General features: G+C 31.9%; 23 protein-coding genes. 6 read left to right on the top strand and 17 right to left on the bottom strand.

Annotation, left to right across the window (positions count from 1 at the left end):
* From HMPREF3247_RS00570 to esxA, 15 genes are all read right to left on the bottom strand, one after another.
* Window positions 1-441: TIGR01741 family protein (locus tag HMPREF3247_RS00570; RefSeq protein WP_070866158.1), on the bottom strand; the 441-nt coding region annotated here is incomplete at its 3' end.
* A 131-nt stretch (window positions 442-572) separates the two neighbouring features.
* Window positions 573-791 carry a hypothetical protein gene (locus tag HMPREF3247_RS00565; RefSeq protein WP_000431306.1) on the bottom strand — a complete coding sequence of 73 codons (219 nt, stop codon included), beginning with the start codon at window positions 789-791 and terminating at the stop codon, window positions 573-575.
* A gap of 177 nt (window positions 792-968) precedes the next feature.
* A complete protein-coding gene (locus HMPREF3247_RS00560; protein WP_000583205.1) occupies window positions 969-1,556 on the bottom strand; it encodes a DUF5080 family protein in 588 nt (195 codons plus the stop codon).
* A gap of 23 nt (window positions 1,557-1,579) precedes the next feature.
* Window positions 1,580-2,038, bottom strand: a complete 459-nt coding sequence (locus tag HMPREF3247_RS00555) for a DUF5085 family protein (protein WP_000360004.1) — start codon at window positions 2,036-2,038, stop codon at window positions 1,580-1,582.
* Window positions 2,031-2,486: a DUF5085 family protein gene (locus tag HMPREF3247_RS00550; RefSeq protein WP_000451776.1), complete on the bottom strand. Its 456-nt coding sequence runs from the start codon at window positions 2,484-2,486 to the stop codon at window positions 2,031-2,033. The genes HMPREF3247_RS00555 and HMPREF3247_RS00550 overlap by 8 nt, the downstream gene beginning before the upstream one ends.
* On the bottom strand, window positions 2,486-3,130 hold the full coding sequence (locus HMPREF3247_RS00545; protein WP_001049347.1) for a DUF5079 family protein: 645 nt from the start codon (window positions 3,128-3,130) through the stop codon (window positions 2,486-2,488). The genes HMPREF3247_RS00550 and HMPREF3247_RS00545 overlap by 1 nt, the downstream gene beginning before the upstream one ends.
* Before the next feature lie 15 nt (window positions 3,131-3,145).
* Window positions 3,146-4,828, bottom strand: a complete 1,683-nt coding sequence (locus HMPREF3247_RS00540; RefSeq protein WP_001566890.1) for a T7SS effector LXG polymorphic toxin — start codon at window positions 4,826-4,828, stop codon at window positions 3,146-3,148.
* A 22-nt stretch (window positions 4,829-4,850) separates the two neighbouring features.
* Window positions 4,851-5,246, bottom strand: a complete 396-nt coding sequence (locus tag HMPREF3247_RS00535) for a YwqH-like family protein (RefSeq protein WP_000066177.1) — start codon at window positions 5,244-5,246, stop codon at window positions 4,851-4,853.
* Between the two features lie 22 nt (window positions 5,247-5,268).
* Window positions 5,269-5,535: a TIGR04197 family type VII secretion effector gene (locus tag HMPREF3247_RS00530; protein ID WP_000593835.1), complete on the bottom strand. Its 267-nt coding sequence runs from the start codon at window positions 5,533-5,535 to the stop codon at window positions 5,269-5,271.
* Between the two features lie 2 nt (window positions 5,536-5,537).
* Window positions 5,538-9,986, bottom strand: a complete 4,449-nt coding sequence (essC, locus tag HMPREF3247_RS00525) for a type VII secretion protein EssC (protein WP_000549280.1) — start codon at window positions 9,984-9,986, stop codon at window positions 5,538-5,540.
* A 21-nt stretch (window positions 9,987-10,007) separates the two neighbouring features.
* Complete coding sequence (gene essB, locus HMPREF3247_RS00520) at window positions 10,008-11,342, bottom strand: type VII secretion protein EssB (RefSeq protein WP_000240342.1); 1,335 nt, start codon at window positions 11,340-11,342, stop codon at window positions 10,008-10,010.
* Window positions 11,343-11,354: 12 nt separating this feature from the next.
* Complete coding sequence (gene esaB / locus HMPREF3247_RS00515) at window positions 11,355-11,597, bottom strand: type VII secretion protein EsaB (protein WP_001071607.1); 243 nt, start codon at window positions 11,595-11,597, stop codon at window positions 11,355-11,357.
* Window positions 11,569-12,027 carry a type VII secretion protein EssA gene (gene essA, locus HMPREF3247_RS00510; protein WP_000928939.1) on the bottom strand — a complete coding sequence of 153 codons (459 nt, stop codon included), beginning with the start codon at window positions 12,025-12,027 and terminating at the stop codon, window positions 11,569-11,571. Before essA ends, esaB begins: the two co-directional genes overlap by 29 nt.
* Window positions 12,027-15,056: a type VII secretion protein EsaA gene (gene esaA, locus HMPREF3247_RS00505; protein WP_000728938.1), complete on the bottom strand. Its 3,030-nt coding sequence runs from the start codon at window positions 15,054-15,056 to the stop codon at window positions 12,027-12,029. The genes essA and esaA overlap by 1 nt, the downstream gene beginning before the upstream one ends.
* An 83-nt stretch (window positions 15,057-15,139) precedes the next feature.
* A complete protein-coding gene (esxA, locus tag HMPREF3247_RS00500) occupies window positions 15,140-15,433 on the bottom strand; it encodes a WXG100 family type VII secretion effector EsxA (RefSeq protein ID WP_001240826.1) in 294 nt (97 codons plus the stop codon).
* Window positions 15,434-15,680: 247 nt separating this feature from the next.
* On the opposite strand from esxA, the gene HMPREF3247_RS00495 reads away from it, so the two are divergent.
* The 5 genes from HMPREF3247_RS00495 (at window position 15,681) to HMPREF3247_RS00475 (ending at window position 21,252) form a co-directional block, all read left to right on the top strand.
* Window positions 15,681-16,574, top strand: coding sequence for a CHAP domain-containing protein (locus HMPREF3247_RS00495; RefSeq protein WP_000751207.1), 894 nt, complete (start codon window positions 15,681-15,683; stop codon window positions 16,572-16,574).
* A gap of 330 nt (window positions 16,575-16,904) precedes the next feature.
* The gene (locus HMPREF3247_RS00490; RefSeq protein WP_000038542.1) at window positions 16,905-18,428 is read left to right on the top strand and encodes a DUF6583 family protein; all 1,524 of its coding nucleotides are present in this window, start codon (window positions 16,905-16,907) and stop codon (window positions 18,426-18,428) included.
* A 67-nt stretch (window positions 18,429-18,495) separates the two neighbouring features.
* A complete protein-coding gene (locus HMPREF3247_RS00485; RefSeq protein WP_000848781.1) occupies window positions 18,496-19,662 on the top strand; it encodes an ABC transporter permease in 1,167 nt (388 codons plus the stop codon).
* Window positions 19,659-20,579 (top strand): ABC transporter permease, encoded by a 921-nt coding sequence (locus tag HMPREF3247_RS00480; protein WP_000806116.1) that lies wholly within the window; start codon window positions 19,659-19,661, stop codon window positions 20,577-20,579. Before HMPREF3247_RS00485 ends, HMPREF3247_RS00480 begins: the two co-directional genes overlap by 4 nt.
* Before the next feature lie 13 nt (window positions 20,580-20,592).
* Window positions 20,593-21,252, top strand: coding sequence for an ABC transporter ATP-binding protein (locus tag HMPREF3247_RS00475; protein ID WP_000570075.1), 660 nt, complete (start codon window positions 20,593-20,595; stop codon window positions 21,250-21,252).
* Between the two features lie 51 nt (window positions 21,253-21,303).
* Here the strand turns inward: HMPREF3247_RS00475 and lytM are convergent, their stop codons facing one another.
* Both lytM and HMPREF3247_RS00465 read right to left on the bottom strand, forming a co-directional pair.
* Window positions 21,304-22,254, bottom strand: a complete 951-nt coding sequence (gene lytM, locus HMPREF3247_RS00470; protein WP_000736793.1) for a glycine-glycine endopeptidase LytM — start codon at window positions 22,252-22,254, stop codon at window positions 21,304-21,306.
* 325 nt (window positions 22,255-22,579) lie between these two features.
* On the bottom strand, window positions 22,580-23,572 hold the full coding sequence (locus HMPREF3247_RS00465) for a choloylglycine hydrolase family protein (protein ID WP_000337383.1): 993 nt from the start codon (window positions 23,570-23,572) through the stop codon (window positions 22,580-22,582).
* A 233-nt stretch (window positions 23,573-23,805) separates the two neighbouring features.
* On the opposite strand from HMPREF3247_RS00465, the gene HMPREF3247_RS00460 reads away from it, so the two are divergent.
* Window positions 23,806-25,182: an MFS transporter gene (locus HMPREF3247_RS00460; RefSeq protein ID WP_001066553.1), complete on the top strand. Its 1,377-nt coding sequence runs from the start codon at window positions 23,806-23,808 to the stop codon at window positions 25,180-25,182.
* Window positions 25,183-25,292: the final 110 nt, after the last annotated feature.

The following is a 25,292-nucleotide window of genomic DNA, read 5'->3' as shown; positions in this document are numbered from 1 at the left end:
TTCATATTCCGTTTCTGGTAAAATTCCAAATTTTCTATACTTATAGTAATTTTGTCGACCTACTTGACCAAATTCTGAATTCGCCCAATCTATATAATCAAATGAAACTTTTAATTTACCTTCGCTTGTAAAGTCAAATTCACTTGATGTCCATGGTTCAAGTCCTTCTTCTTTAAATATATTTCTTAACTTTTGAAATTGTTTATACAACTCATACGCTGAATCCATAAATTCTGATTCCGATATATCATATTTATTTAATACACTAGTATAATAGTATAATTCATTACTTCCAGGTTCTGTGTAATAGTAGAACACTTCTCCCCCTTCATCATCTATATACGCCATCGTATATACCTTTTCCCACTCTACCGGTATCATTCCAATAATCTCATTCGCAATCTCATTGTACATTTCACTTAATTTCTCTTCGAAAGTCATGTTATCGCCCCTATGTGTTCGAAATATCTCTTGATTAAGCTATTAATTTATTCTCTACACTTATTTCCGTTAAATAAAAAGCATTAAACAACACCCAAATGTCGCTTAATGCTTCTTCAAATTCGTTTTACTTATCTTAAACCTAAATATGCTAATAAATTTAAAACAAAAACAATTATTGTTACGATAATTGCAATTTTCAATAACTTCGAACCTTTTTCTGCATCGTATTTTTTGTAATTAATACTACAAACAATACTTCCAATACCAAATAGCGGTGTAACTACTGTTAATACAATAAATACCCATGTTGCAATTTTTAAGCCATTGCCTTGTTTTTGGTTTTCCATCTCATTAACTCCTACTCATTATTTTGTCTTTCAATTTATTTAACTATTTATAATTATAGTAAAAAAGATATTAATAGTATATACTTTTTACATATTTTTCAAAAATCATTAAGATTTTTCTATCGATTAATTAATATCCATCAACAATTATAACCAAAAAAAATTATTGAAAATTTCTTATGAAAGTACAATAGTAGCTATAATAATCCAAGTCGTAACAACTAGTGGCACTATCGTCTTGAATAAGAATATACCGTATTTTTTCTTGCGATATATATCCAGTACTAGCCAAATTAAAATGATTATAACACCAACAAAAATAAATACAGGATTCATCGATATAGCATCTGCCTGTAACTCAGGTTGCATTCTTAATTTAGTGATAATTAACATCACTACTGAAATAATGAAAAAGTAGATACCTCTTATCTTTGATGTCTGTAAATCTAATTCCTGCTCTTCAATGACCTCTTTAGATTCACCCAATTCTTTTGCAATCAAATAATTTACTACCTTAGGTTTCACCCATAAACACTTAATTGCATAGTACATATACACAAATGAACCAAAATTCATGAATGCTAAAAAGTTACTTAAATCATTATCAACAAAACTCGCACCTACAAAATAATAAAATATTAACGTTGTCAAAATAACTATATCCAATATTAAGCCTATTATTGAAAAACCTTCACTTTTAAATAAACTAGCAATCATCGCTATATAAAAGAGTGCAAAAACTGTTAATAAAATAAAAATTATCATATATTACCTCTACTGATTATTAATTAATCATTTTCATACACTTTGGCCTTTACATCAATCCAACCTTGTTCACCGCTAAAACTTTTTCTCATTGTGTGATAATAAGGCGAAGTAAACGTTAAATTGTTGTCAGAAGCAAATTCGTTCATATCCTCAAGTAACGCTATTTCATCTGTTATAAAATTGTTGGAAGTGATACGACCATGTAACATGTTATCTAGACAAAAATATGTTCTATATGATAGTTCTTCATTTGATTTAAAACATTTTCCAACTGAAATAAATAAATCAATATTCATCCTTTTTTGCAAGTCTATTTGCGTGACTGCAAAGGTTAATGGCCCTGTAATTGTTTTACCTTTAGAAATTGCAAGATTTGTAAAGTCTTTTAATATATCTTCATAGTCATCCATAGTCACATCAAAATAAGTTTTGTAAGCTACATTTTTCATCATAATATATGAGTATCCATTTTTATCCATATACTTCACTCTCATCCAAATTTACTTGAGCATAAATTTCAAAAGCCGTACCACCAAAATAATCTACCATTACATGATAATATGGTTGATTTAGGATCTTAATATTATTTTCGTTAGCTACATATTCAATTTCTTTATAGGCTCTTTCAAATTCCTCTTCTTCAAAACACTTAGTTGATAACGTAGGTCCTACCTCTAAACAATCTATATATTTGATGTTCAATTCAGGTATATCTTGAAGTTCATCATTAAGAGCTATATATGCTGTATATTTATATTCACCCAAACCTGCTAATTCTCTTTGGAAAATTATAGGTCCAGTAGGATATATATCTTTATCCATGAAAAATTCATTTACTGTATCTAATGCATTTAACCAATTATCATTTTTATCAATTTCAAATGTAATCTTCACACAAAACGGCATAATTAACATTCCTACTTCCATTAATCATCCACCCCGTTTTCGATATCTTTATTTACACTCTTATATAATGCATAGTTAAAATATGATCTAACAAGTAATGCATCGACAGCTATATTAATTAAGATACTTAGAGTTATAAATTTCTCTTCATCTGCAGTATTAGGAACGACTGTTCTGATATAGAAAAGTCCTCCAAAAGCAGATAACTTTATAATAATTGCTATGACATTAACTGCTTTATTTGGATTTTCACTATCAAATTCATTTTTATAAAACAAAAATAGAGCAAACCACGATACAAATAGCATTAATATAATACCTAACCAGTAATTAAATACATCAAAACCATTAACTGTTGCACCAAATACATAAACTGAAGCTATAAGTAATACTAATGTATATCCTGTTAATACATTCAAAGTTAAATATATTAATACATTTCGTTTACTTACTTTCACCGTTTCACTTTTTTCTTGAATATACATAAGAATCGAAATAACAACTCCAAAAATAAGAAACACATCTAAATAAATAGGTAATTTACCTTGAATATTTCCAGCAAAATACATAAATGAACTAAAAAACAAAGTAAATATAATGCTGAAAATTACCATGGGAGTTAAATATGGTCTTTTTATATTTCCTACAATTTCTTTCAAATTCATTCTCTCACCCTTTTCTTAATTGAATACTGCCTTAAATCCTCTTGTAACGCTTTTAAATCCACTACTAACAGCACTTTTCGCTTTATTTATTCCAGAATTAATACCTTTTTTCGTATAATCTGTCACTGACATGTCTGTTCCCGGCATTTTATAATCTAATGCTATACCCACTGCTGCTCCAGCTAATGCACCTGCAACTGTTCCTACTACAGGTAATGGTATTGCCGTTCCAACAGCTGCACCTGCAGCTGCACTTGCACCAATAGCACTTAAATCTACCCCCATACCAACTAATTTTTCTTGCCAAGATTTCTTTCCTATGTTATCAGTAATTGCAGTAATAAATCCTAATGGCTTTAAAGCCTTGCCTCCTAGTTTCAACAATTTGCCGAGTTTACCAATGATATTTTTGTTAGCAAAGTCTAATTTAAACTCTTTGATTCCACCCTTTATATCTTCATTCCAGAATTTACTCATATTTTTCTTTAATGCTGTCTTAGATGTTAAATTTTCTTTCTTAAAGAAGGTTTCTCTTATATTTTGTGGTACAAAGGTATTTTTAAATTCTGTGACTGCTGCTTTTTTCATATCAGCTGTATCAAAAAATTTCTTTGCATCTCCAAATGTATATTTAAAATTCTTATCTTGCAACCCCTTTTTTAATATTTGAGCACTTACACTTTGATACCCTTGGACTTTACTCATCCAATTTACTAAATTTCCTTTTTTAAAAGGATTATTACGGGCAAATTCACTTGCCATTTTTACTGCATTTTTTATTTTAATATTACCTCTATCTGTATTTAATACCAATGACATTCTTTTTAATTGGTTTTTACTCATTTTGTTAATTAATTTATTAATATCTCGTGTTTTCAGATATTCTTTATATCCTCTTAAAGCACTTCCATTCCCTACAGCTTTGATAGCATAGTACTCGCGTCCAGCTTGGGTAATTATGTCAGAAGCTGCTTTACTTAGACCTGGTGTTTTATAAAGATTTTCACTTAACGTTTCCATATAAGTTTGCCATCTTACTAACTCTTCACTTGTTTTATGTCTTGCAATTGCACCTTCAATTTTTCCACTTGTAGAACTAATTCTTGCACGGTTTGGCTTCATGTTTTTGACATATGAATTTACACCACTTAATTCAGTTATTAAGTTATCTGTCTTATCACCATCTATAGAATTGTTGGCGTCGAAGTTCGTTAATCTTTCCACCGTTTGATCAATATCTTTATTAAAATCCGCCATTTTATTGGCCAGATTTTCTGTCTTTATTTTTTTGGCTGTTGTTAAATCTGAAACATCTGAAATAGCTCCGTTTGCATCTTTAGAAGATTTGAAAACATCTTTTAATGCATCATCAATATCTTTTTTGTATTTTTTTATTTCGTCTTCATCCAATATAGCTGAAGCATTATTATCAACTTCACTTTGGAATTTACGTATAGATTTCGCAATATCTGATTTAAAATCTTTATTTATTGTTTCAATCTTTTTTATTGATTGTAAATGAAATGTCCTACTATAGTTTTTAACACTACTTGCTGCCTGACCTTCGAACCCTTCAGTATTTATAAGATTGTTTATGCTACTGCTAAGCGTGCTAACCTTTGTATTTATTGCACTTAAGCTTGAATCAATAGACTTTTGCATATTGTGCACTTCAGACATATCAACTTTGTACCCCATAATAAAATTCCCTCTCTTATTATTATAATTTTGATTTAAGTGCATCTATAGCTGCATTTATTGTACTGATTTCTCCTTCGACTCCCTTGATTTCTTCTTCTTTATCCTGAATATCTTTTTTAATAGCCTTCTTCGCATCATCAAAGTCTTGTTCAACTTTTTTTAATTCAGAATCGACATCTTTCTTTTTGCTGTCACTTTTAGTCCTTCTTTCTCCTTTCCAATCTGAAGTACTAATTTCTACTTTGTTATAACTACTCTGTCCTTTGTTAAAATCTTCTCCTGCTGTATCCAATTTTTTCGAAGCATCTTTCAACCTTCTTAAATCCTCTTTTAAATCTGTTAGTTGTGCTTCTTTACTTGCTTTTTCTCTTTCTTTATTAGCAATTTGCCTTCTTATTTCTCCCTTATTACTCATTTTTCTCACCCATCTTGTTTAATTATTTATTAATTTGTCCTGCTATTTCTCTATCGTTTTCAACAATTTCTGTTACCGTTGTGTCCATAGCCGTCGTATCTTGTTCAATTATATTTTCATAATTAGATAGAGCTGATTGATAATCTTCAAACATATTTACATATTCTTTAAAAGTAACGAGATTCGTTTTACTTAAATTTACATTCCCATTTGATTGTTTTAAGCCTTGTCCATTTGTTCGAATACTTGAAATTTCTTTGCTCACAGAGGCTTGGTTTAACTTTATCAACACTATCCCTCCATTAGTTTTATTTTTTGATATTCTTGATTATTAATGTAATACATTTCTCCCACTTTTAATTCTGGTTCACCAAATCGATCTTTAACTCTTATAAACTCTTGTTCCGATATCTTATGACTGATCAAAGCTTGGTTTATAGTTCTTACCATCATTTTACTTTCCCTATCAAATGCGCCGATTGTATCTGAATATAATCCACTTGCAATAATGATAATATTAACTTTTTGACCTTCATTAAATAACATACGAATTTCATCTTCTGTCATTCCAGTTAATTGATTAAATCGTTTAATATTATTTATAAATACAATCTTGCATTCCTCTATACTTTTCTCTCCATTTTTCCTTGCTTCTATTTCTTGCTTAAACCCTAATCTAATGTTACTCAAATCTGATGGTGCTGAATAATAAGAGGTTACATCATCTGCATACTGGCTCATATTATCTTCTGCATCAACCAAGATAACAAATTGGTTTTTACTATATACTGATAAACTAGACATTATAACATCATTCATTTTTTCCATCTCAGTTGGTTTAATTGCTGTTACAATCGAAGAACTTGTCAGATCTAAACTAACTAGTTCCACATCCTCAAAGTCTAATCCTAATGGTAATTTGTGTTCTTCATGAATGATTTTTTCCAAATCATATGCTTCTCGAATATCCTCCATTAATACCTTATCTGGCATCATTGGAATATGTTTTGGATAATCTCCTACATAGAATTCTTTCATTTGTGCTACTTCATTTTTAATGCGCTCATTATATGTTTGTCCTTCTTCTAATTCAAATGGTTGCGCAATTTGGAACTGTGTGAAGTTATCATCATTTATTGCAGCTCTACCTTTAACATCTTTCACACCTTTTTTATAAGAACCAATAATATTTGTTAATTCATTGTTTTCAAAGAGGTACAGCGCAACTCTTGTTTTAATGTTAGTAAATATTGCTGATTTTATTGCACTTGATCTTGATCCTGAAAGAATGATGTATACCCCTAACGCTAAACCTTCACGTGTTACCTTAGACATCATTTCTTCATATTCTTCCATAAACGGTGATTCTTTCACCGTGTCGTAGTTATCGATAATTAAGAAAATATTTGGAATTGAATTTCCAGTTTCTTTATTATATTGCTCTATATTAACTACTCTCTCTTGACTTAATAGTCTTTTTCGCTCAGAAATAATATCATGTATCTTCCGTATCGCCTTAGCAATCTTGTCTTCTTGATCTACTGTAAAGTAATCAGCGACATGCGGTATGTCTGTGACTGGCATCAAACCATTGGTACCGAAATCGAACAAGTACATGTGTGCTTGATCAGGACGATGGTGTCTTGCAACATCGAAAATAATGTTATGTAAGAACGTTGTTCTACCATATCCTGGACTTCCGATTAACGCGATGTGCCCAGCTTTTTTCAATTGCAATACCATCGGTCCTTGGTATTGTTCTTCTGGTACGTCTTTAAGTCCTAATGTTAATTCCACTTCTTTTGCATCATCTGACCATAATTTTCTGAAATCTGTTTCTACTAAATCTTCTTGATATACATTTTCTGGCAATGGTGGTAGCCATGGACGCTTAACTTCTTCAATTTCTAATCGTGTTGTAATAGATTCGATATGATCGATAACCGCTTCTAACTCAGTTTGGTTTTCTTTCGTTTCTTCATCTTCAAGTCCACTCAAGTCTTTGTTGATTGCTTGAAGTTGACCATAGTCATTAATCATGTAAATCGTCTTATCTTCAACTTCTAATTTATCGCCTTCGATGTCATATGTTGCACCACTCCATGCAGATTGGAATAATTCATAAATTTCATTATTACCAACTTGTAAATACGCACGACCTGGTAATGTAATGTCTGCTGCATCTGGTGTTTTTAAAATTTCATTACTGTCTTGTCTATCTTGTACTTTTAATGCCAATTTAAATTTAGAGTTAGACCAAATTTGGTCATCAACAACACCCGATGGTTTTTGTGTCGCAAGTATTAAATGGATACCTAACGAACGTCCAATACGTGCCGTTGATACAAGTTCTTTCATAAAATCAGGTTGTTCTGATTTTAATTCGGCAAACTCATCGGAAATAATGAATAAATGTGGCATTGGTTCTGTCGCAATACCTTCTTTAAATAACTTATGATATTGATTAATATGGTTAACATCATGCTCTCCGAATAAACGTTGACGTTTTCTCAATTCGGCTTTGATTGATGTTAAGGCACGCATCGCTTCATCGCCATCTAAGTTTGTAATCGTACCAACTAAATGGACTAAATCTTTAAATAAGTTCGCCATACCTCCACCTTTATAGTCAATCAATAGGAATGCAACTTCATGCGGGTGAAAATTAATAGCTAAAGATAAAATGTATGATTGGATAATCTCAGATTTCCCTGAACCAGTGGTACCAGCAACTAAACCATGTGGTCCGTGTGCTTTTTCATGTAAGTTCAATGATAAAATGTCATCTTTACCTCTTACACCTAAAGGTACTGCCATCGTTTTGTATGTTTCATTTTGTCTCCATCGATTAACCACATCAAGCTGATCTACTTCTTTCACGTTATACATTTCTAAAAATGTAATACTATCAGGAATTGCATTTTTCAAATGTTCGACGTGTATCAAATTCGCCAAACGTCGCGCGATATATTCTTTATCGACGTTATCAATATTTTCAGGTGTAAATTTCAATTGAACTAATTCTTTTTCTTTCGTAATCAGTTCGCCTTCAGTACGAGACTTGATATCAATAATGGTATCTACATGCTCTGGCAAACTTTCAATCACATCTTCAACAAAGATTAATGAAATACCATATTCTGATAAATCTTGGTTTACATATTCTAAAATGACATGATCAATAATTAATGACATATCTGTAATGACAAACACTAATTGCGGTGTGAAAATAATTTGCTCATTACTTCTGCTGCGTTCACGCACAGCTTGGATACGTTCTTTAATCATGCTATAAATTGACGTTAAAATTTGGTCACGTGTTCGTTGATTGTAAACAAACCCTCTAATGTTTTGACCTCTCAATGTCATATGTGGCAACCAACGTGCCCATTTCAATGTTTCAACTTCATCTTCACGTGTCACAAATAGAAACTCTAAATCATGATAACTATGGAATGTTGACAATTGGATTAGCATTTTCTCCAATTCTTCTAAAATGAGATGTCGTGCACCAATATATGCAATTGGCCCATGATTTAAATCATTGATTAATGGTGCTTGTTCTACATCTGTGTAAAATTCATACAATTCTTTAGCATCGTCGAATAGTTCATCACGACGTTGGTTAAATTCTTCTTCTTGGTAATCTAATTTGAATGACTTTTCTACATTCGCAATACCTAACTTATAATGTAAGAAATCGTGATGATGCGATGTTTTTTCATATATTCTTGGTGCTTTCGTTTCAACGATATCTTTAATTTCAGCAACCGTTGGATAATGATAATTCAAACTAAAACGTTGTGCTTTAATCGCTTTATTAATTTCTTTAGATTTATTATCCAAATAAGCTTTGTAATCTTTCTCTCGTTTTTCAACATCTTTGTTATACTTTTTCTTTTCAGAGAAATACGTTGTAATACCAAATACTATCGTTACTGTACTCATACCAATCATCATTAAAATATAAATACCAATTGGTCTCACTAAAAAGATGACAACAGTTAAAGCAATCATTACTAATGGCGGTATAATGGAACGCCATATCACTGTATTGTTCTTCTGTATTGGCTGTGGTGGTCTTTCAATCTTAATATCATCGGTCGGTTCACGGTGAATAATCCTTGGCGAACGATGGTACGTATTGTAATCATCTGCCTGTGCATGTGGCATCTCTTGTGTTAAGCGAATTAATGACGATGCCACTGTATTCTGACTCAATACATTTAAACCATCAGCTTGTACTTCGAGCCATATCCCTTCAACATAAATATGATCACCAATGTAAGCTTTGTTTGTTAATTGCTCTTGTAGTTCATAGTTAATATACACATCTGTATTTTTATCGTGCACAATGCGTACGTATTGTGATTCTTGTATTGATTGAAAATCTTTAATAATGATGGCATTCATCAAGCTTTGAATAACCATATCATCATACGCATTTGGCCCAATTGTCATCGTATCTTGAATTGAAGGATAAGCAAATGATGCATAATCAGCTTCTGTATAAAGTTGTAATGTAATGTCATCAAGGTCACCTTTTCTAACAAGCACCTTATTAATAGAAGTATGATTCGCTTGCCAAGTACCTTGATTATTTTGTTCTAAATGAATGACTTCGCCTAACGATTTCAACGTAATATCTGCACGCTCGTCTTCGCTAATAGTATATGTCTTACCATCTCGCAAATTGAGCATCTTCAATTGTTTGTTATATTTTATAATCAATTTATGCATTGTCTTTGCCTCAGTCCTATACTATTTTTTTCTTTCAGCTTCTTGACGTTTTTCTTTATCTTTTTGTGCTTGTTCTTTTTGTTTCTTTTCGTTCTCTTCTTGTTGCTTTAATTTCTCATCTTTTGCTTTTGCTTTCTCTTCTTCAGATTTCGCTTTTTCATCTTTAACTTGTTTTTCTTTGTCTAAAATATCTTGCAATTTATCGTTATACTTTTTCGTTTCTTCAGAACGTTTATCATTCGATAAATCTCCGTTATTTTTAATCTCATTTAATTTATTAATCAACGCTAACTTTGTAATATCGTTATCATCTAAATAAGTGGCTATATTAATCGCTTCATCAAGATGTCCTTGTCCTAATTCCATCCAATATAATAAGTAGTCTTTGTTTGAATTTGGTGTCACGTTATTAAGCAAGTTTTCTTTCTTATCTTTTTCTAAACCTTGTTTATTTGTTTGAATATAGCTTTTGGCATAAATGTAAAGCGCTTCTTTATCTAATTTTTTTCCATCTAAATCATCATACGTATTTAGTACTTGCGTATAATCTTCCTTCACAAATGCTTGGTATCCTTTTTCAATGCGCTCATTATGCTTCATTACTGAAAAATATAAAAAGGCTAAGAATGCAATTAATAACACACTTAACGTTGTCATACCGATAGCAACCCATTTGAAAACGGTATGTCCTACTTTGCGTACATATGCATAATTTTGACTATAATCTTGTTCTTGTTTCTGATACTGTTCATCTAAAAATGCCGTTAGTAAATCTAACGTTGCAGCTTCAATAACTTTAGTTTCAAATGGCGTTCCTTTATGTAGTTCTAAGTTTCCTTCAACTAAAGCATCAAATGATTGTTTCTCATTGAATGCACAGATAACCAGTGCTTTATATCTTGTTAAAAATTCAGCTTCTGACACCGGTAATGGATCAACAACATTTTGTAAACCTCTTGTTTTAGCAATTGGTAATCCATCTCTTGTGAAAAATAATTCATCTGGTGCCAACACAAATGTGTAGCGTGTACGATTTACTTCTTCTAAATTTTTGATATTGAGTAAGTAACGTAATTTTTCATTTTTAGTAAATGATTTAATATTATCAAAAGGTGTATGATTGTCATTAATGTCATAATGTATTTGGAAACTATCACGTAGTTCAGTTAATTCAGCATCTATAAAATATGGAGAATGTTGTTCTAATAAGTACATTAAATGAAAATGTTCTGGTTTAATTGAAGACTTAGGAATCTCTCTCATATCTAAGCGTAATTTTGTTTTAGCTGCTTCTTCAGCATCTAAAGGCGTTAACATATCTTGCATTTCATTTTTAGGGTTATGATTTTTAACCATCTATTTTTCCTCCTATAGTAACTTCAAAATATCTCCATCAGCGATTTGATAATCAATAAGTCGATCATTTTCAACAAGTAATTGACCTTTCGTCATCACTTTAATTTGTGTATTGACATCAAATATTGAAATGTCCAAACTATCCAATACTAAAGATATTAAATTTTTTATCGGTAAATATGCTGGTACTGCTAAGTCATATGTGCCGTAATTATAATTAGTAAAATCAAATGTTACTTTTACGTGCTGATTCATTTTTCGTTCGTCTCCCTTTATGAATTGAAAAAATGACAAATCCTAAAGTCAAAAAAGCCCCTACAGACATCAAAATGTACGGGAATATTTTTTTCTCCTGCTTGTTTTGAATATAGGGGCTTTTATCACTCTCCGAAGTCTTTTCTAAGTTAGATTTGGAAAATAACACTTTTTTAGTTTCATTCAAGGTAGTCGAGTGACTCGCTTGATTTTGAAACATATCATTTTTTATTTGTTGTTGTCGTTCTTTTTTCTGCTTAGCAATCGCGTCGTTGACTTCTTTACTATCTTTATTAAATAGCGTTGTATCATATTGATTTAAATCATTATTGATTCGCTTTTCCTCTTCTTGTTGCACGTCAATATTAAGTCCGCCATTATTGCTAGATGCTGTTAAAAAAGTTAAAGCAATCACGCTATTCATCAACATTAGATTAATCTCTCTTTCTTAAAGTGTTTTATAAACATGTTCAGTACAAAACCAATAATCACAAGTACTGTTAATATTACTAGCGCCAAGCCTATAGGATGCTCTGCATTTAAATAATTGAAGAACATGTTATCGATATAAGACAATGGTGAAATTTTATTAGTCACACCTTGTCCAGCCGCTTTCAAATTATTCATAGCTACAAAGTATAGACCCAATGCAGCAATCATTAAGAACATACCGATAGATTTTACCTGTCTTAGTAAATACGTATTAATAAGTACGAAGACCATCATAGTTAAAATCACCATTAAGATGAATTTCGCTCTATAGCCAGCTAATACATGGAACTTATTCATTGCAATTAAACCGACAATTAATCCTTCTACCAAACCAGTTGTACCAATAACACCTGACGTAATGACATTATTCCAAAGATGGTTTTTACTACTATAATCATCTTTAATGAAATTCATTTGTCCTTTGGCACGTTCATAACTATAGAAAATATATGCTGTAATCATTGATAGTAAATACATCAATAATACGAATAATGTCGGTGAAATCACGTCTGTATTACCATTATTAGCTAAAACATTTTCTAAGTTTTTCTTTTGAACCGGATTACTCATAAATGCTTTTAATGCTTGGTTTTGTCTGTCGCCATCTTTAGAATTTTGTAATACTTTTTTAAACTCTTTAGCGAACAACTCATTATCTTTATCGTTTTTAGCCATTTGACGGTTCAAATCATTCGCTCTTACGCCTAATGCTCGACCTGTCGCATGTAGTTTATTCACATTATTATCTAATTGATTTAATTGTCCACTAACTGAATCTGCAATTGTTTTTGATTCTTGTGTATCTGATAGCAATTGCGTACTTTTCTCAGAAATTCTACTAATTTCTTTATCTAAATTTGAAGACATCGTATTAAATTCATCATTTTTGCCTTTATCAATTTTTGGTTCTTGTGGCTCTTCAGCAAATGTCTTTTTAACGTTTTCTAACTGATCAATCAGCTTAGAAATATCTTCTTTATTTTTTGTTGTATTCTTTTTGTTATTTAAAATGTCATCAATCAGTTTGTCTGAGTTTTCTTCCATTGAATCAATTTGATGTAACACAGCTACTTTATCGTCTTTGAAACTTTCCATGTCATTGATAACTTGGTCAACCATCATATCAATTAAACGTTTGTTATCGAATGGTTTATCTTCTCTGCCTTTTGTATCTGTGTACATTTGATAATGTGCATCAAACCTAGATAACGCACTCAATTGCTGGCTTAATGCATCTTTCGATAAGCGATCATCAAAGTTATGATTCAATGTTACGTCCACAACACTCGTTGCTTTCTTATCATTTGGTTCTTCTTGACGATTTGCTTGTCCAAATAACAATTGTAAATGCATTGTTTTATCTTTTAAGAAATCTTTCTCAGCATCCTTTTTCAATTTAGCAACGCCATTGACTTCAACTTTATATTCCTTGTTAGATGTATCGAGTTGAACACTTTGATCCTTAATGTCATATTTTTTACCATTAATTTTAATGTCGCCTTCAAAATTAAAATGAGGATCTGTTGCAACAGTTAATTGATTAATATCATTACTTTTAATCGTTTCAGTACGTTGCACTTTGACACCATCATTAATCAAACTACTTGTGTCTTGCGCAACTTGGTTATCGTAATCTGTTAAATTAATGTGTTCTGCTAACGGTTTTTTCAAATTATATTCGTTTTTATAACGTTTTGCTTCTTTGACAATTGCTTCGTATTTATTAGCTTCATCCTCATTTAAACCTGCAGCTATAAAGTCTTGTTGAGACATGTTATAGATAAATGTTGTATCTTTATCTGGTTCTTTAACGATATCATCATGTAGCTGTTTTTCTAGATTTTCAGCAAATTGAGCATTGTTCATTTTAATACTGTTTAGCGCATCTTGTAAGTCTTTGTTATTTGCAAGCTCATCTTGCAGTGATTCTGTTAATTGCTTACGATAGTCTTCAATCATACCTTTTGAAAATGGTGACTCTTGTGATTGAATGATTTCTCTTAATTTATCTAAGTTTTCTTTAACAGTTTGTTTATATTCTTCTTTACCTGTATCTTGCATACTTGATTGTTGATCAATTTGGCTGTCCATCTGTTTTAATGCATTGATATAGTTATCAAGTTCCACACTATCTTTTTGCGATTTATAATCTTGTAACATTTTATCCATCGCTGTATTGTGCTCGTCAAATAATGAATTTTGTTTTTCAATTAAAGTCGAAACATTATAATCTGTGTTCACCCTGAACGTATCTGAATTCGCACTCAATAATGATTTATTGTATGTTTGGAACCATTTTGTAATGTCTTTGTTTGCAGAAATTGAATTTACAAGCGTATCTGTAAATAATTCCGGGAAGTCGTTAATTGGATTTAATAAGTAATTCGAGAATTTACTATTCACACCATGTTCACGCGTCATAATAGCGCCAACATTTTTTTGTGCATTATGTAAATTATCAATGATGCTTGTTAAATAAATTTCGACTAAGTTTTTGTTAAAGTCGTTAAGTACATTACTTACAACTTTTTCTGTGTTTTTAGCTACTTCTTCTTTTTGTCCTACAGCTGTTTTATACTGTAGCGATATTTTCGATGGTGTTTTAGCGTCTAATTGCATTGCCAATTTTGAAAAGTTTTCTGGAATAACAATCATGACTTGGTATCCACCATTTTTCAAACCAGACTCAGCAACGTTTCTTGTTACTGTTTCAAATTTATAGTTTTTCTCATTTGCTAACCTTTTAATAAATGCTTGACCCAGCTCAACTTTTTTACCGTTATATGTCGTTGGTTGATCCTCGTTAACAATTGCGATATGTATTTTATTATTTTTATTACTTACACTTTGGGATCCTTTTTCTGATTGATCTCCATATTTTGTTTGAACAAAAAATATCATACTAACTATGGCAATTATAATAATTAAAGTGACAATTAATGCATAAATCCAATTTTTCTTTTTCATGCTTATTTCCTTTCAGTTGTTTTCTTAAAAAAATGATAAGCAAAGCCACATTAGAAAATGTGACTTTGCCAATTTCAGAATGCTTATTGCAAACCGAAATTATTAGAAAGTTGTTGGTCTTGTTCTTGAACGGCATCAGCAGTGCTATTCAATTGTTGTTTAATTTCTTCTAATAATTGTGCAAATTTTTCTACTTTAGGACTAAGTTGTTGGAATTGCTCTTCGAAACGGCTGAAAGCTTGACCTTCCCAGTTCGCTGCAATTTCACCTTGTGCACGTGTTAAATCAGATAAAATTTGACGGATTTGGTCTGAACCTTGCCCGTAAGATTGCGATTTTGCTCTGATTTCCTCTGGACTCATCTTAATCATTGCCATAACTAGAAACCTCCTGAATATTTTAAGTTTATCAAAACTTTTTAGGGACACTATTTTTTGAAAAAGTGCTCCTTACTCAAATAATATATAAATTATTAGTATATGTATATAGTTTTTTAAGTATTTTTAGCTTTTTTTAAATAAATATATTGAATATACCCATATATTTTTAATTAACCATTCATTTTTGTAATATAAATGTGTATACTAAAATTAAATTAAATACATAAAGGATTAAATGGTTATTATGAAGAAAACAATTTTACTGACGATGACAACTCTTACTTTATTTAGTATGTCGCCTAACTCGGCTCAAGCATATACGAATGATAGCAAAACATTAGAAGAAGCAAAGAAAGCACACCCAAACGCACAGTTCAAAGTGAATAAAGACACCGGCGCGTATACTTATACATATGACAAAAACAACACGCCAAACAACAATCATCAAAACCAGTCACGTACAAACGACAATCATCAACACGCAAATCAACGTGATCTTAACAACAATCAGTACCATTCTTCATTAAGTGGTCAGTATACGCACATTAATGACGCAATTGATTCACACACACCGCCTCAAACGTCACCAAGCAATCCTTTGACACCAGCAATACCGAATGTCGAAGACAATGACGATGAATTAAATAACGCTTTTTCAAAAGATAACAAAGGGCTTATTACAGGCATCGATTTAGACGAATTGTATGACGAATTACAAATCGCCGAATTTAATGACAAAGCAAAGACCGCTGACGGTAAACCTTTAGCATTAGGTAACGGTAAAATCATTGATCAGCCTCTTATCACAAGTAAGAACAACTTATATACTGCTGGACAATGTACATGGTATGTCTTTGATAAACGTGCCAAAGATGGACACACGATTAGTACATTTTGGGGAGATGCTAAAAACTGGGCAGGCCAAGCTTCAAGCAATGGCTTCAAAGTAGATAGACACCCAACACGAGGATCAATTTTACAAACAGTAAATGGTCCATTTGGTCATGTAGCCTACGTTGAAAAAGTTAATATTGATGGAAGTATTCTAATTTCAGAAATGAACTGGATTGGTGAATATATCGTTTCATCAAGAACCATCTCTGCTTCAGAAGTTTCATCATATAATTACATCCATTAAATTAATCATGACATCAATAAAAAGCGACCAGTTCGCAGTTTACAATTCGTAACACTGCAAAATTGGTCGCTTTATTTTGTATGTTATTCGATTATAAAATATGATGTCTACCTTCAAAATTGCAATAACTTGTCACCTTAAAGTTAACCGACATTTTTAAATAATCATTATGTAATCAAAATATTTTTTGTAGTTTATTAGATTTCCAATAACTTATTAAACATTATTATAACTAAAATCCTATTAATTTAAACAAAATTTAAAATAAACCATTTAATAAAATGTATTGTTCTGATATGATTAACTCATAAATAATTGGGAGGAAACAAAATGTCTAAAAAACTAAAAATTATAATTCCTATTATTGTTGTCTTATTATTAATAGGTGGAATCGCATGGGGAGTTTATGCATTTTTTGCTAATACACCGAAAAATACATACCTAAAAAGTGAACAACAAACAGCAAAAATGTATAAAGATTATTTTAATGACCGTTTTGAAAATGAAGTGAAGTTCCAAGAAAAGATGAAAGATAATTCATTTTTATCTTCATTAGAATTAAGCGCAGATGCATCAGATGAAATTGTTAAGGGGCTTGGTATTCCTAAATCTGTTGTTAATGCTTCGAAAATTAAAATGTCATATGGACATGATCCTAAAAAAGAGAAATCAATGATTAATCTTGAACCAACAATAGCAGACTCTGCATTAGGGAAATTCCAGTTAGCTGCAGATAAAGATAAGCATTATTTCGAATCACCATTATTTAAAGGGAAATATAGTGTTAATAATTCTGATTTATTATCAACTTATTCAAAACTTACAGGTGAAGATGAAGAAACAGCAAAAGAAAATGGTATTACAAACCAACAACTAAATTTAAATACTCTTTTTAGTAATGCTCAAGCACAACAAAGTGACTACAGCAAAATTGCCGAAAAATATTCCGAACTTATTGTCGACAAATTAGATGACGATAATTTTGATAAAGGTAAAAAAGAAGAAATTAAGGTTAATGGTGAAAAGTACAAAGTTAGACCTGTCACGTTAACACTTAGCAGAGCTGACACTAAAAAAATTACATTAGCTGTATTAGAAGAAGCTAAAAAGGATAAAGACCTTAAAAAATTAATGGAAGAACAAGGTGCTACAAAAGACTTTGAAAAAGACATCAAAAAAGCAATTGACGATGTCAAAGAAACTAAAAAGGATGAATTTGCTAAAATTCAATCTAAAATTTATACCGAAAAACATACGATTGTAAAACGAGAAATTACTATTACAGACAAAGAAAATAATAAAACTAAAATCAAAGGTACTAATACTTTAGAAGACGATAAGTTAAAACTAGATTACGCACTTGATTTCGATCAAGATAAATACACGTATGCTGAAGCGAAATATACAATTAAAGGCGTATCTTCTAAGGAAAAAGACAATAAATACAGTGATAAATACGAATTTGGTAAAAAGACAGAATATGATGAATCAAAAATCAAATTAGATAACCAAGAAAAAGTAGATGGCACAAAACGTCAAGATAAAGGTAAAATTACTGTCGCATTAGATAAATATAGCGACGAAAATGAATTCACTTTTGAAAATAATATAGATTCTGACGTCAAAAATAACACTCAGAAATCTACGTTAAATATCGGCATCAAATATGCTGAAGAACCAATTAATTTCATTTTAAAATCTAGCACAAAATTGAAAGCAGGTATTGATTTTGATGATAGTGGTGCGAAAGATTTCAATAGTCTATCTTCAAAAGACCGTGAAAAACTTGAAAAAGAAATCGAAAAAAATGGCGGCAAAATGTTTGAATCAATTTTAAAAAAGGCATCTAAATAACTAAAATATAAAAATAAGATTGGAAGGTCATCTTGCCTTTCAATCTTATCATTGGAGGAGTGGTTAAATGAAAACAATACATTTGTTTCGCATCTACCACTCTTTTTTATTGAAAAAGTGGTATTTGATTATCTATTTACTATTTATATTAGCGGCACTCGTTATTACATTAACGACGATCCAACATGTAACAGAAGATGACAATCATTTTAATATAGGTGTCGTAGATAAAGATCAATCAAGTGAAACGAAATTAATCTTAAACTCTATTGGTAAAGGGAGTAACCTAGGAAAAAACGTGAGCATTAAGGCATATGATGATAAGCAAGCACATACTTTGTTAAAAAAACATAAACTTCAAGGCTATTTTGTTTTTGATAAAGGTATGACCAAGGCATTTTATAAACAAGGCGAACTACCAATTTCAGTATATACATATGATCAACAATCCATGAAAAGTGTCGTGCTATCTCAGCTAACAGATTCTGTTTACCAACGTCTTATGCGATCAATGGGTGGCATCTTAGCTTTTCAAGACTTAGCACCGAAAGCATCACATTCTGACAGTATCAATGTTATGACTGATTTGCTGATTACAGGATTAAACCGTTCAGGTGCATTTAACTTAGAACCGATTCATTTATACGATACGGGCAGTTATTATGCAATTACAGGTTTTTTAACAACGGTATTCATCTTTGCACTATCTTTATTTACAGTTTTGAAAATGAATCAAGATACTGTATTGAAAGCGCGATTGAAAATGTTTCATTTTTCTAAAGAGCGTTTATTAATCATTCGTGTGTTGATTACATGGTTTTATACTATGTTATGGAGTATCGTTGGTGTAGTTTGGATTGTGTTCAGTATTCCGAATACCTTTGAATTATATAATTGGCCAACGTTAGCCATTCATTTAAGCTATTATGTTACCTTTTTAATACTGTGGTTATTACTCATCGAACTTTTAACAACAGGCTTGTTGAATAGTATTAGTAAAGTCATATTAGCTATTGTCATCCTGGTGTTATCTGGTTTAACAATACCTACGATTTTTTTACAACATATAGCAAATGGCGTTTTCAATATTCAACCGTTCGCAGTTGTAACAAATCAATTGTTAGAAATTATTTTAAACAACTACATTTTAGAACTGCACCCTAGTTTCTATCTTAGTTTCATCGCACTTTTGATAATTAATTTAGCTGTATTGGTTTGGAGGTATCGTCAATGAAGCCTTATATACAACTTGTTGTGTTCAAGCAATGGTTACAATACATCTTGCTCGTAACAACCATTGTCATCGCACTCGTACTTATTGGTATCGGTTACCGTGTAGCACATGACAACTTCAAAATACCGATTACCATTCAAGATTTAGACCAAACCACTGCATCAAAATCATTCGTCAATAAAATTAAACAATCTGACTATGTAACTATTAAAAAAGTCGATGAAGATGAAAGCTATATTGAAGATGATGTTACTAAAAAGGAAGCTATTTTAAGTATGCAAATTCCTAAAGGTTTCTCTCAAAAATTAAAAGAGAACCGTTTAAAAGAAACGATACAGTTATATGGTAGAGATGACTTTATAGGTGGTATTGCTGTAGAAATTGTTAGTAGTTCATTATATGAACAGCAAATTCCTAACATTATTTATGAACACCTTGAGGATATGAAACAACATCAATCCATCGATGCTATCAACAAGTCCTATCATAAACATACACCTGAATCTAAAATCAAATTTGTGTCGCTTACTAAACAAGCACAACAATCTATTTCAATTAGCTTAATCTTTGCTGTGATTTTATTTGTTAGCGCTGTTCAAGTAGTACTTCATTATCGTTTAAACCAACAAGCAGCATTGCAACGATTATCACAATATCATTTAAGCCGTTTCAAACTATATAGTACTTATGTAATGACACATACGATCTTGTTATTGTTGGTACTATTGGCAGTTAGTCTATATTTGTCTCAACCACTCAGCTTAATATTTTACTTAAAATCACTGTTACTTATATTGATTTATGAGATAGGTATCGTCTTTATCTTATTCCATATTCAAACAATAAGTCATCGATTATTCATGACATTTATATATGCACTTGCTATGGGTATCGTATACTTGATTATTTTCATGTAAAGGAGCGTAACTGATGATAGAAATTAATAACCTTTCAAAGCGTTACCGTAACAAACAGATTTTCAATCATTTAACCATGTCCTTTGATAGTAATCGTTTAACCGTATTACTTGGTGATAATGGCGCTGGAAAATCAACATTACTTCGTATGATCGCTGGTATTGAAAAAGCTAATGATGGAACTATCAACTATTTCGGCGAAAAATGGAATCAAAGACAAATCCAAAATCACATCGGTTATGTGCCACAAGACATTGCGTTATTTGAACACATGACAGTGGCTGAAAACATTAATTTTTTTAAATCACTTTGTAAAAATCCAATTAACGATACAACTATCAACGAATATTTACAGCAATTAAATTTTGATGATACGTCTGCCAAAGTATCTACATTGTCCGGTGGGAATAAACGTAAAATTAATATATTAGTAGGTTTACTAGGTCAACCTCGAATTCTAATTTTAGATGAACCGACAGTTGGTATTGATTTGAAATCTAGACATGACATCCACCAACTGCTTAACATTATGAAATCTAAATGTTTAATTATATTAACTACCCATCATTTAGATGAAGTTGAAGCACTTGCAGATGATATCAAGTTAATTGGCCAAGATCCTTTTTATCAACATGTTTTAGAGGACAAGCAATGGGCTTATACCTATTATTAAAACGAAAAAATCCCAAGTTGCGTATGATATCGTAACTTGGGATTTACTGTATTATCTACTTTGCAAGTATGACGTTGGGTCTACTGCATATTGATTACCGATGCCACCAGACATACGTTGGAAGTGTACGTGAGGCGCTGTTGAATTACCCGTACTACCTGAATATGCAATTTGGTCACCAGCTTTGACTTTATCACCAGCTGAAACAGTTAAACGATTATTATGCATATACCATTGGTAGTTATTACTGTTCGCTTCTTTAATAGTTACTTGATTGCCGCCACCATAGTTACTCCAACCTGCTTGTACTACTGTGCCATCAGTTAATGAGTAAACTGGTGAATTTTCAGGCATTGCATAGTCGACACCGTAATGCGCACCACCACCGTGATATTGTCCATATGGTTGTAGTTGTTTACGACTTGTTAACCAGCTTGCGTCTTTCGCATGACCACTAGCTGTCGCTTTACTTGCTGATCCACCATTTTGATTAGATGTGCCATTAGGATAATTGACCTTTCCATTACCATCATGGCTGTTATACGCTTGGTTGTTGTTACTATGTGAATAATAGCTCGCGTCTGGACCTACATTTGATTGATAACCATATTGATTAATATGCTGTTGGCTTTGACTCGCTGTGTAGTCATTGTTATCTCCTGCTATTGCTGGATTCACATATGTTTGGCCGCTTCCATTGGCATTTGCATTTTTTGGATAACAGTTATAAAAATAATGCGTATGTCCTTGAGCATCTACGAATGTATAGCTATATTCTTTATTATCAAACATTGCTTGATTCCAGTTACCATCAGGTGTGTGATGATAATCCCCATTAGAATCAATTGTATAATAAGTACCATAAGATACGTCTTGTGATTGTGTTGACATTTGTGTATGTGCTTGTTGGGTGTTTGTCGTTTCTGCTGCATCTGCTTGATGCGCCATTGTAAATGTAGCGAAGCCCATCGTTGCAATCGCTGCTGCTGTTAATTTTTTCATGTATAAAACATCCTCCATTAAAATTAAAGTTAGTTTTCAATTAAACTGTACTGCACATACTAAAAGAATTAGACAACTGAGTAAAGGATTTAATTCTCATTTTCCAACTATTTAATATTCCCGAAATGTTTTACTAAACTCATTACATTGTCATTACAAAATAGCCATACATTGATATTAAAATGACATCTCTCACTGCATTCGTTTAACCTTTTATAAATTTTCAAAACTAACAACTAATCGTTCGTCCATGTTCGCGATTCAACGCTAATGTATGATAGTAATCATCCATCAAATCATATCAACCAAATTCCATTATCAATCGCTATTGATTGTCATTCAACTTTCTAATAGTGATATGCTTCTCAGGCTTAAAAATCGTCATATCTTTTCTATTAATTAAATCATCTGTGAGCTTTAATGCTACTAATTCATTGCTGCCATAATACTTAATATATAACGTTCTTGTAGTTAAATTTATTACGGTCTGATACATCGTATAGTGATTGTCAGCATCATGCGGACGTACAATTCCAATCGGTATATTTACCGCATCTAATAAATAAAATGCATTCATTAAATCCATTTCTTTATCATTGTTTTGAGCAATGTTTGCTTTCATAAATGCCATTCTCACAAAGCGCTCAGTTGAAGTAAATCCACCTGGCAATCCAAATGTACCTGCTTCATTGCCTAAAGGTTCAATCGTTACACCTTCCAATAACTTTGCTGTTGCTGGATAAGGAGAAATATTGATATATTGTCTTAAATTACTATAATGCCAATCTAAGTCTGGATGATTTGTTAAGACACCAATAGGGTTATCTTTTATAACCACTTCACCCTCTTTAAATGAAACTTCGACTGAATGTCCAGTTGCATCGGAAACATGATAATGCAATGGCGGAACTTCACCGATGTCATTTAAATATACCGCTACAACATGTATTTGGGATGCTTGTTGTTTCATATCTTCAATGCTTGTTGTATATCCCAAAATCCATGTCACAATTTCATTTTGCGTAATATTCATCGCGCCCGCTTTGTGTGTTGATCCATATGAACTATAACCTCGGAAATATTGTGTTGAAATGGCAACGCCATGTTCATTAACACCATCACCATAAATAAAACCTTCCATATCTGTTCCTGTACCAATAAAGCCATATTGCGTTTGGCCTGTCGTGCCAGTGCGAGATGTCCAACGATAATTTCTAGGCGTCACTGCTGGCGAACCATCTAATGGATAATCATAATCCATCGTGCGTCCAAGAAGTACTTGATTATTTAAAGTTTGTATTGTGAATCCTGTGCACATTGTTCTCACTCCTCTGTACCTTCATTTACTTTAATCACTTTCAAATAAAGCTGTTTCACTTAAACATACTATAAAAATTCAATCATACAAGCAATTAATTGATATTCATTCTCAATAACTGTGGTATGATATGTAAGGAAATCATGACTAATGTGTGAGTGAACGATCATCTATACATCCGTTCACTTCATCTCATGACTTTCTATATTTAATTTTTACAAGGAGTGACATCTGTGAATAACACACAATCTTCACCACGCAGTAATATTATTATTGCGATTATGTTGTCTGCATTAACATATTGGTTGTTTGCACAATCATTTATTAATATAGGACCTCTCGTTGGTCAAACGTATCAAACCTCTCCTGCCGTGTTAAATTTATCTATTAGTTTAACTTCCTTCGCCACAGGTATCTTCATGGTGGCTGCAGGTGATATTGCTGATAAAATAGGACAACTGAGAATGACATACATGGGTCTCATAATCAGTATGTTTGCATCTCTTCTATTAATTATATCGGACATCACTGCACTGCTCATCATCGGTAGAATTTTACAAGGTCTATCAGCAGCTATCTTGTTACCTTCAACAGTTGGCGTTTTAAATAATCAATTTAAAGGAGAACATTTAAGACGAGCGATTAGTTATCTAATGATTAGTACTGTTGGGGGCATCGGCCTAGCTGGTGTTATCGGCGGTTTAATTGCCACAAATTTCGGATGGCAAACGAATTTCATCATTAGTATAGTCATTGCTTTCATTGCCATATTACTTCTAAAAGGCACACCTGAAAAAGTAAGTCAACATAGCCATCGTCATCCATTCGATTACAAAGGTATGTCGATTTTCGCTGTTATGATTGGTAGCTTTACATTATTGTTAACACAAGGATTCGAACAAGGTTGGTTTAGTACATTTTCATTCATTTGTCTGAGCATTTTTATCATCACTACGTTGATATTCATCATCATCGAACGTCGACATGAAGTACCTTTTATTGATTTCTCAGTATTACGCAACCGTCCGTTCATTGGTGCATTTTTAAATAACTTTGTTTTAAATAGTGGCCTAGGCGTAACAGTGGTCTTTTTCATATATGCTCAAACACACCTTGGTTTATCAGCTGCGCAATCTGGACTTGTTACATTGCCATATGCCATTGTGGCAGTTGCGATGATTCGTTTAGGTGAAAAAGCAACATTACGTTTCGGTGGCAAATTGATGCTCATCATTGGTCCGTTGTTCCCTGTCATCGGCATCACTATTATTAGCATGACTCAATTATCGGCATCACAATATGTCATTGCAGTTATCATTGGTTTCGTCATTTGTGCAATTGGAAATGGTTTAGTCGCAACACCCGGCCTTACAATTGCAATTTTCAGTATGCCAAATGAAAAAGTTGGTTTAGCTACAGGATTATATAAAATGAGTGGTACATTAGGTGGCGCCTTTGGTATAGCACTAAGTACTACAGTTTTCAGTATGTTACAACTAAACTATGCACCAAGTGTAGCTGCAACCGTAACATTTATCGTCAGCATTGTATTGATGATCCTTGGCTCATTGTCTGCATACATGATCATTCCAAAAACGGTTAAATCTTAAATATAATAGAAGCATCATGTTTCGAAATATCTGTATCACTTTAAAATGATATACAAGAAATTCAAGAAAAATAAGCGAACTGAATAAATAAAGATTCAATTAACGCATCA

Source organism: Staphylococcus sp. HMSC36A10, from assembly GCF_001838845.1.
Lineage (GTDB): Bacteria > Bacillota > Bacilli > Staphylococcales > Staphylococcaceae > Staphylococcus > Staphylococcus aureus.
This window is presented reverse-complemented; position numbering and strand designations above follow the sequence as displayed.